General features: G+C 56.9%; 7 protein-coding genes and 1 pseudogene. 3 read left to right on the top strand and 5 right to left on the bottom strand.

Going from position 1 to position 8,689, the window contains the following annotated elements:
- Positions 1-108: 108 nt before the first annotated feature.
- From DVJ77_RS21745 to DVJ77_RS20870, 3 genes and pseudogenes are all read left to right on the top strand, one after another.
- A pseudogene (locus DVJ77_RS21745) lies at positions 109-426 on the top strand (DNA-binding protein); the annotation flags it as partial.
- 17 nt (positions 427-443) lie between these two features.
- Positions 444-971, top strand: coding sequence for a hypothetical protein (locus DVJ77_RS21585; RefSeq protein WP_225428131.1), 528 nt, complete (start codon positions 444-446; stop codon positions 969-971).
- Between the two features lie 19 nt (positions 972-990).
- Positions 991-3,108 carry an SIR2 family protein gene (locus DVJ77_RS20870; RefSeq protein ID WP_114847473.1) on the top strand — a complete coding sequence of 706 codons (2,118 nt, stop codon included), beginning with the start codon at positions 991-993 and terminating at the stop codon, positions 3,106-3,108.
- Positions 3,109-3,375: 267 nt separating this feature from the next.
- On the opposite strand, the gene DVJ77_RS20865 is transcribed toward DVJ77_RS20870, so the two are convergent.
- From DVJ77_RS20865 to DVJ77_RS20845, 5 genes are all read right to left on the bottom strand, one after another.
- The gene (locus tag DVJ77_RS20865; RefSeq protein ID WP_114847472.1) at positions 3,376-3,756 is read right to left on the bottom strand and encodes a hypothetical protein; all 381 of its coding nucleotides are present in this window, start codon (positions 3,754-3,756) and stop codon (positions 3,376-3,378) included.
- Positions 3,757-3,843: 87 nt separating this feature from the next.
- Positions 3,844-4,089: a hypothetical protein gene (locus DVJ77_RS20860; protein WP_114847471.1), complete on the bottom strand. Its 246-nt coding sequence runs from the start codon at positions 4,087-4,089 to the stop codon at positions 3,844-3,846.
- Positions 4,086-4,988 (bottom strand): rolling circle replication-associated protein, encoded by a 903-nt coding sequence (locus DVJ77_RS20855; protein ID WP_114847470.1) that lies wholly within the window; start codon positions 4,986-4,988, stop codon positions 4,086-4,088. Before DVJ77_RS20855 ends, DVJ77_RS20860 begins: the two co-directional genes overlap by 4 nt.
- An 841-nt stretch (positions 4,989-5,829) precedes the next feature.
- Entirely contained in the window at positions 5,830-6,861 is a 1,032-nt protein-coding gene (locus DVJ77_RS21300) for a TniQ family protein (RefSeq protein WP_225428130.1), read from the bottom strand.
- Positions 6,862-7,693: 832 nt separating this feature from the next.
- Entirely contained in the window at positions 7,694-8,581 is an 888-nt protein-coding gene (locus DVJ77_RS20845) for a DNA-binding protein (protein ID WP_114847468.1), read from the bottom strand.
- Between the last annotated feature and the right edge of the window lie 108 nt (positions 8,582-8,689).

Raw genomic sequence — 8,689 nt, 5'->3', positions numbered from 1 at the left:
TCATAATATGTAATGTATATTACGAAATAGGGCGCGTACTGGCGATAATCATCACTTATCGCGAGTACGAAGCCAAGCGGGCAGGGCATCGCTAGAGGAGACATCAACATGCCCAGAGGCATCACCCAAGAGCAGGTCAGCGCGGCTGCCAACGCGCTAGTCTCAGCCGGCGACAAACCGACGGTCGAGAAGATTCGTCAGGCGCTCGGCACCGGTTCGCCGAACACGGTGACGCGCATGCTGGACACCTGGCGTGGCACGCTGGCTCAGCATCTGCAGGAAGTGATCAGGCTGCCAAACGTACCGCCCGAGGCAGGGCAGGCATTTGCAGAGGTGTGGCGCCTAGCCGTAGCGCACGCGGAGACCTTTGCCCGCACAGCACTTACGGAAGAGCAGAACTCTTTATTAGCTGCACAAAGCGACCTGACTCAGGAGCGAAAGTTGTGGGAGATAGCCTGGCCGAAGCGCAGTCCAACGCGGCCGAGCACGCCACTCAACGGGCGCAGGCCGACGTACAGCTCCGCGAACGCCAGGTGCTGGTGGAGCAATTGGAAACGCAGCGGCGCGATCTGTTGCAGCAACGCGACCGCTTGCAGACCCAGCTTGAGCAGCAAAATGTTGAATTAGAGGCATTGCGCGCCGACCTCGCGACCGCCCACGAACACGCCCGCGTGATCGAGGATCGTGCCCATCAGCAAGTCGATAAGGCTCGCCAGGAGGTCAAGGCATTACAGCAGCGACTTGAGCGGGAGCAGCGAGATCACGGCAAGCGCGTTGCTCAGTTGACGGCACAGCAGGAAGGGCTGCAGGCAGCCGTGCGAACGGCCGAACAACGAGCGGCTCATCACGCCGGCCGAGTGGCTGCCATGGAAACCGCACTGGACCGATGGCGCAGTCCAAAGCCACCCTCCAAACGCCCAGCCCGTAAGTCGTCACCAGCTGCCACCCTCAAGGTAAAATCACGGAAATAACCGAAGATTGGGTGCATGGATGAGCAACTCTGGTCCACATTTCCACGACATGGAAGTTCTTCTAGAGCGCATCGTCCATGCGTCCCGGGAAATCGTGTTCTTTTTTGGCTCTGCATTGTCCTTTCCCGAGGCGCCGGATGCCCCGGGCGTACCGAGTGTCAGTGGTGTCCTTGACCTCGTTGAGAAAGCGCTGCGCGACTCACCCCAAGCATTTACTCCTGTACATCAAGCGCAGGAACCTAGTGACGCCTACCAAATTGCCTTCGCGCAACTGCAAGCGTTCAGAGGGCAAGACGCGGCCAATGATGTAATTCGCCAAGCGGTAATACGGGCGCGCAAACCCCCTGCGTCGCACTCAACAAAGGTTGAAGCACCAAATTGGAAAGATCCAGAGCTAGGCAAAGCGTTGGATGCGGATCTGGCTGGATGGTACCTGCGACCTTCTTTGAAAGCGTTGGGACAGCTACTCGCAAACCATCCAGGTCGCCTCGGTCGAACGGTTCTTACTACCAACTTTGATCCGCTCATCCAGGTCGCCGTGCAAACGGCTGGTGGCGGCTATTCCCGAACCATGTTGCATGCTGATGGGACGCTGGGCCAAACCGAAGGCTCCGGCGTTCAGATCGTACATCTCCACGGGTTCTGGCACGGAACAGACACGCTGCATGTACCCGCGCAAATTGCCCAGCCCCGTCCAAATCTGAAGCGATCACTCGAAAGGCTGCTTCAGAACAGAACGCTCGTCATCATGGGTAGCGGTGGATGGGACGACATTTTCATGTCGAGCCTGTCGGACTTGATAACGGACAACGAATTAAATCCCGACATCCTCTGGGCTTTTCACGAGTCAGGCGAGCTGGAAATTTCTCATAAATACAGTCGCGTGCTAGCGAAGCTCGGACCGGCTGTTGCCAGAGCCCGGGCTCAATTCTTCGCAGGCATCGACCTTCATGAATTCTTTCCACATCTACTGGATCGACTGAAGACTTCGAGCGACACGGACGCGCAACGACATATCAACGAACTGCTTGAGAAGTTCCAAGAGCTGGCGCCAGATCTTCGACACAAAATCGTGGCGCAAATCGATCCTTCTCTTGTTGAGCGCGTTGAAACCCTACAAGCAAAGCATGATCTTCTCGAGCGAGAGCTCCACGACTCACGTCATGGTTCACGCGATCGGGTTAGTAACCTCGAAACGCAGACGGAACGCCTGGCCGCGGATTTGAAACAAGCCCAATCGGCACTGACATCTACACGCCTTGCGCTTACTAGCGCGGCAGTGAAAGACCTGTCCTGGCTCACGATGATTCGCACTCGGCTGATGCCTCAGCAACCTGGGCGCGTGCCTTTCCACAATTCCAAGGAAGTGGCGCTGCGTGGATATCATGCGGCTGCAGGCGCCCAGCGCACCGTACCGATCTTGAGAGAAGTCACGTGGTCCCTTGTCTCCTACGTAGAGAACGGGCTTCATCGAGGCTACAAAGCCGCCATCATTTTCAAGGGCGATAACTTCGTGCCCGGCGTTGTTGTTACACATCGTCGACGAGGCGAAAGCGGCCCGCCCACAGCTAACGGCGACTACTTCTGGCACCTTCCTAACATTTACTTTGGTGATTACTTGGAGGTGTCAGCCGGTGACAACGAGCCGGAAGCGCCATTGAGCTGGCGAGATTATGAATTTCAGGTCAAGAATCCCGAAGGACACATGTCGGAGTGGATCTTGTTTACATATCCCTTTGATGATGTGTTTCTTGAGAACGTCCGCCTGGATTCCTTTCAGGCCGGCGCAGACCTACTTGAGGCCGGCAAACCAGGCGAGGCCGTCGAGCCCTTGCGAAAGGCCTACGTGTTTTCCGATCGGATGTTCGGCATCGCCGCGCCGGAGACATTAGATAAAAAGGCGATGTGGGAGCGGGCGCTCGATGAAGCCGCGCTAGCCAAGCTCCGCTTCCGCGTTGGCGATCGGCTAAAAGTCGTCTCAGGCCCTAATGAAGGACTTTCTGGCGCCGTTGAAAGGCTGTTGCTCCGTCACGTCCACGCCTACCTCATAAAACCGATCGATGATGGTGACGCGTTTCAGGCATCGGACGAGCAGGTCGAAAGGGACGCCGCTGTTATATCGGGTCTTTCGGCCTAGAGCCTTGGTCAGATCCCAAGGCACGAAACCGCTCTGAAACTGCGTCAAGTGCCGCCGAGGCGGCGTCGCTTGATTGGCGCTTAGGTGGGCCGTATCGAACAGGAAGCCGCATCCCAGTAGGTGGCCCGTCAAAAGATGACCGAATAAGCGGACATGACACGATTAGCGGACCTGGCGACGGAATTAAGAGGACTGCGACATACGGGTTGCCGCGACCCATCAGGAGCCTCCTTGATTGCGCATAATGTATAGATGGGGCTGGTTTTCTCAGGCATTTTCGGCACCGTTCGATGGGCGATTATGTACGCGATTATCTACAGGTGGCAAATGGTTCATTATCCGGCGCAAAAAAACCTCGCCAGCCGAGGTTAATTCTTCGCCATCATTCGGCCACCATGTTCCGGTTATGTCTGATGCCAGCCGAGGGAGTCGCTGCGCATAGGCAGCTGCCGACACACGATCAGCGACCTCTTGCACGAAGGCATCAGCAAAGTCTGATGCACAGGCATACGGTTGCCCGTCGATGAGCCAGTCCTCACCTTTGGGTGGCTCAATGTTCTGTGTGGCAGCGTAGTAGGCGGCCAGGGCGTAGCGGATCGCATCCTCAGCCGAGAAGAAGCGGCATTGCGCCGCGTAATCGATTTTCATGAGAACATTCCTTCGGGACTTCGGCCCCAGTTGTGGTGTGGCCCCCTCGATGCTTGCCGGCGACAGGGGGCCACTCTTTTTCTGGCGTCACTCAGGATCGAGCACGTCCAGTCGTTCGCGCAAGTTGTACTCAAACTCCTGCGTCAGCTCGTGCACCCACCGCGATTTCCCACCACGACTTAGCTTGTCACCACGGCATTTGTCCCAGGCGTAGGCATAGGCTTCGATGACCATCTGCGCGACTTCCGCTTCTGAGATGCCCACTACGGCATTCGCTTTCTCATCAGTGCTGCCGCCCATCATCCAGTCTCCCTGTTCGATCTGTGCGTTCATTGGTGCTCCGGTTTCTTCGTGAGGATCAGCGAGCCGTGTTGGTAGCTCACTTGCCAAGGGGTAGGGATGTGCTCGCCGGTCCGCAGATCGACCATGCCGCCCGACACGCGCAGGTAGTTCGGATAGCCTTTCGATGCCCAGCGATCTTTGTACGCGTGCCACTCTTCATCGCGTGCAATGTAATCAAGCACGTGCTCGATATACGCCTGTTTGTCGCACTCAGGATCAACGTAGCACCGAGCAATCGTGCCATCACGCTTAAAGCTATGTAGCTCGATGCGCCGCATCTCCCACGCTTGCCTTGCGTACTCTTCGCTCAGGTGAGCATCAATCATCTGTTGATCGCGACGGTCATGTAGCCAGCCGGGCATCAGCTTCTCGCGCAGCGCGACTCGATCCGACACTTCGTGACCGCCGTTGCCATGAAGACGGACGCCTTTAGGCAGGCGCTTCAACGCATCTGGCGTGGTCTTGGTGGCGTACTTCACCATGTAGCCAATCGGATTGCGGGCGGTCTCAATCTTGGTAGAGCCGTGCGGCCACCAGCCGCACACATCGGGCCTGGGCAGGCGAAGCCTGCGCGGTACCCACACCACCAAGTGGTAATGCAGCGCGCCACGCTCTTGCAACTCGGCAACCCACACGAAGCGACAGGACTCACCACGCCGTTTGAACCATTGGCGCATCAGTCGAACCATGCGCGAGACGTGGCAACGCTCCCACTCGCCCGTATAGCGGTAGGTGAGGGTGATAAAGGTCTTGCGATACCCAGAGCGGCCCATGTGCTGTGAGGCCCAGTCGGTCTGCCGCTCGTGACTACGAGCAGCCTCGGTGATCGTCCGGCGCAACCGGCGACAACGCATTTTGCGAGGCTCAAGAACGATCTGCTCAGCTTCCATGCATCCTCCCCAGGCCATGTGCCATGCGGGTTCGAGCGTAGCGCGTTCCACTTGTTGAAAGAATGACAAGCCCCGCGTCGCTTCGCGCCGCAGTCGCGGTTCCGCTTCGTCCGTGGCGGCTGGCCGCACTGACCGCCATGCCCGAGCCGGCGGCGCCTCCGGCTCGGCCGGCGTCTCGGGCAAAAGCGGTCAGCGTGACAGCGGCTCCGATCGGAAGAGGGGCCGCGACTGCGGCTTGCGGTACGGCCACTCCGGCTTCGGGTTGGAGCGTCAGCGCGGGGCTGCGCCCCACACCCCCAGCCGTCCGCTTGTCATAGTCATTACGCCAGAAACGAGCTTGCTCGCTGGTCAGCCACCAACGGCGCATGGCCGGCTCTGGATAGTGTTTGGCGTCTGGCGACCATAGACCGTTGCGGTTGAGCGTCCAGCCAGCCCAGCTGTCATGCAGCGCGCCAAGGTCACCCAGGCGGACAAATCGTAACAATCGGACCGCTGACCACGGCACACGGCAGCGTCCAGCATCCCAGTAACGAACGGTACGGACGGACACGCCAAGGTACTCGGCACACGCTTTGCGACTCAGAAAGCAGCTGTGCCGCAACTCGCGGAAGCCGTCGGGAGACAGGAACCATGTACGACGGCGCGGGCGCTCAGGACGACGACCAGCAGCACGAATGCGAGGACTTCCGGCCACACGGGATACGGGTTGTCGCGACCCATCAGGAGCCTCCTTGATTGCGCATAATGTATATTATGTCAAATTACGCAACTGGTTACGACGTGCTGGCAGTCAGTGTTTTTAGTTGCTGTCCTTTATTCAAGGATCGTGCCCCCCTTTGATTTACCGAGTTTTTTTTGTGAGGCTCGGACGCGAAACTGAAGCGCACCTTCGCGCGATCTCTTTCTCGGCCCAGTTTTTCTTTGTTCGCTGCTCAAATTCGACTTGTTGCTTCAACGATTCGAGCGGTGAAATGTGTAAGCGCTTAGCTGGTTGGAAGTCGCCCGGAGCCCAGCCAATCGCATCTACCAAAGTTTGTGTGCGTCGATGTGCGAAAACACCTATCGGTAACGGTGAATTAGTCCACGTAGACAAAATCGCTTCGGCCAGCACATTGATCGAAAAACGCTCCGAGGGATCCAGTCGGAAGAAAAAACCGAGATCCCTCCAGACATCTTGCTTAAACCGATACGGACTTTCATGCCAACTGCGTGACTCTCTTGGAACACGATGCTGGTCCTTTGAAAACTGTTTTTGTAGTGCTTTTACAATGACGGCATATGCCGACCTTAAAAAAGTAGGGTCAAATCCATGCGGATACCAAAAGCGCTTAGAGGTGTGGGGTTCTAACGCATTTTGAATATGAATCCCACGGCGATCCGTTATTGATAAGGCATTGCTCCCATACTTTTCCAGAATAGACGGTAATCCGATACCCTCCGGATTTAAGTGAAGAGTATCGAGAGTGCTCCACTGCGGATATTCAAGGCAACGTAACGGAAAGCGGCGATATTTATTGCTTGTACCAATTCGCAGAGGTTGGAACAGGCCATGCTTGCCACAACAAGTACGCCAAGCGACTCGCCATGATCGTCGAGAGTACGGCTGACTCCCCGAAACCCAATCCTCAGCCCAGCATAGGGGGCAAAATTGCTTGGCAGCGGGACATAGAAGCCAAGTATCTGGCATTTTTGCGGCCTCACGAAGCTGCGTTAGAGGCGCGTCAAATATCTCGTCCCCTCTAAGCTTCAACGAACCGAAATCAGCATCTCGATCAAGGCGCGCCGTTCCAACGAACCTGCCTACCCCGTACACATTTCTAAGTTTCCAACTCGACACGGTTTCATCAGGGAGCAGTGCGAGGACCGGATTCATCGGAAATACGCTCTGGCCACTGGTGGTAGAAACAGAGTTTGCGTGTGGTAAACCTAAACAAGTTTGACTGTATGGTTTTTCATCGTGGATCACTTAGCGTTTATTTGCTAATCAAAGACGCATCCCATCCTCACCACCGCTCTTGAGGATCTGCATCTACGTCCTTCCGGGCTGCGCATATAACTGCCTCAGGATCGACAATAAACACATCGGCCGCCACGCGTGGCGCGCCATCAGATCCGGCTAAGGCTAAGGTGGCGCCATGTAGCCAGAAGGCGCGGCGCCAACCGCCTGTATCCGCCTCAGGGGTGAAATCGGCATGGGTGGCTAGTGCGATCAACAGGTCGCGGACAGGCGGACGCAGGATTCCGCTTGCGTCGAATTGGAAGCTCGGATGACGGTATGTGCGCTCGTTTGCTGACCACACGCCGAGGAGTTCACCAGCGGCGCGTTTGTCCTTGGCCCACTGACCGTTGGCGCCGTTGGCGTGTCCGACCGCGTCGGACGTAGGCCAGTCCCGTGCCAGTAACTCGTCGCGGAGAGCGGCGGCTGCCTGTGTTGGACTCGGTATTTTGCTTGACGGCATGACATCCGCCCTCTTCATCACGGTGGTAGTGAACGCTAGCGAACGTGATAATTGAAGACAAGAAGACAGTATGCACACATCAGGTCGGGCCAGACTTCCCAATGGATTCTTGGAGCGTTTTATGGGGTTCTCGGACCTTCCGTGTAGAAATTGCCGTTTTTCGAAATGCAATAAACTCAATAAGTTAGCTTATGAAATTTCAATAAAATTTGATAAATCAATGGACTATGGTGCAGGGTGCTCCAATTACTTGCCTTTGGCTGATTTCGAGCGGCTCTTGGTGCTTCCCTTGGCCGCGCTGGATTGATCTTTTCGTGGCGCCTGGTTTCTCGATGGAATAGTCGGTCGCTTCAGTCGCGCGAGCTGTTGCTCGAGCGCGGTTGCTCGGCCTGCATGGTGTGACGCTGCTTGTTCGCTGGTTCGCATAACGGCACGCAGTTCGCCCAACTGTGTGGTCAGGGAGGCGACGGTTTTTGCATGCTCGCGATGTTCTCGCCCCAGCCGCTGTTGCAGCGCCTTTCCCTCCTGACGGGCGTGATCGACCTGTTGATGGGCGCGGTCCTCCATGGTGCGCAGGTGTTCTTGCGCGGCCGCGCGCTCGGTAAGTAGCGTGTCGAGTTGGATACGCTGCTGTTCAACTTGAGCCAGCAGGCGATCACGTTGCAGCAGCAGGTCGCCCCGTTGAGATTCCAGTTGGTCCACTAACGCCTGGCGTTCTCGCCATTGCATGTCCGACTGTGCCAGTTTGGCCGTACCTTCGGCCACATTCGCTTGCGCTTCAGCCAGTGCGATTTCGCATAGTTTGCGCTCCTGGGTCAAATCGGTTTGCGCAGCAAAGAGGGCATTCTGCTCTTGTGTAAGTGCGGTGCGAGCGAGAGCCTCAGCATGCGCCATGGCCAGCCGCCACACGTCGACAAACGCCTGCCCGACCTCCGGTGGGAGTTCGGGCAGCTTGATGACGTCCTGCATGCGTAACGCCAACATGCCACGCCAGGCATCCAGCATGCGTGTCACGGTGTTCGGTGAACCGGTACCGAGTGCTTGTCGGACTTTTTCGACAGTGGGTTTGTCGCCAGTCGCCACCAGTGCATCCGCGGCGGCGTTGACTTGATCCTGGGTGATGCCTTTGGGCATAACGATGTCTCCTTGATTGGCGCCCTGCCCTTGCCTTGACGTACTCGCGATAAGTGATGATTATCGCCAGTACGCGCCCTATTTCGTAATATACATTACATATTATGA

The sequence above is a fragment of the Dyella tabacisoli genome, assembly GCF_003350925.1.
Lineage (GTDB): Bacteria > Pseudomonadota > Gammaproteobacteria > Xanthomonadales > Rhodanobacteraceae > Dyella_C > Dyella_C tabacisoli.
Note: the sequence above shows the minus strand (reverse complement) of the source record. Positions and strands in the feature narration are given on the sequence as shown.

Bases quoted from the DNA above. Each gene is read 5' to 3' on its own strand.
- DVJ77_RS20870 (WP_114847473.1), top strand. From the start codon at position 991: ATGAGCAACTCTGGTCCACATTTCCACGACATGGAAGTTCTTCTAGAG.
- DVJ77_RS20865 (WP_114847472.1), bottom strand. From the start codon at position 3,756: ATGAAAATCGATTACGCGGCGCAATGCCGCTTCTTCTCGGCTGAGGAT.
- DVJ77_RS20860 (WP_114847471.1), bottom strand. From the start codon at position 4,089: ATGAACGCACAGATCGAACAGGGAGACTGGATGATGGGCGGCAGCACT.
- DVJ77_RS20855 (WP_114847470.1), bottom strand. From the start codon at position 4,988: ATGGAAGCTGAGCAGATCGTTCTTGAGCCTCGCAAAATGCGTTGTCGC.
- DVJ77_RS21300 (WP_225428130.1), bottom strand. From the start codon at position 6,861: ATGAATCCGGTCCTCGCACTGCTCCCTGATGAAACCGTGTCGAGTTGG.
- DVJ77_RS20845 (WP_114847468.1), bottom strand. From the start codon at position 8,581: ATGCCCAAAGGCATCACCCAGGATCAAGTCAACGCCGCCGCGGATGCA.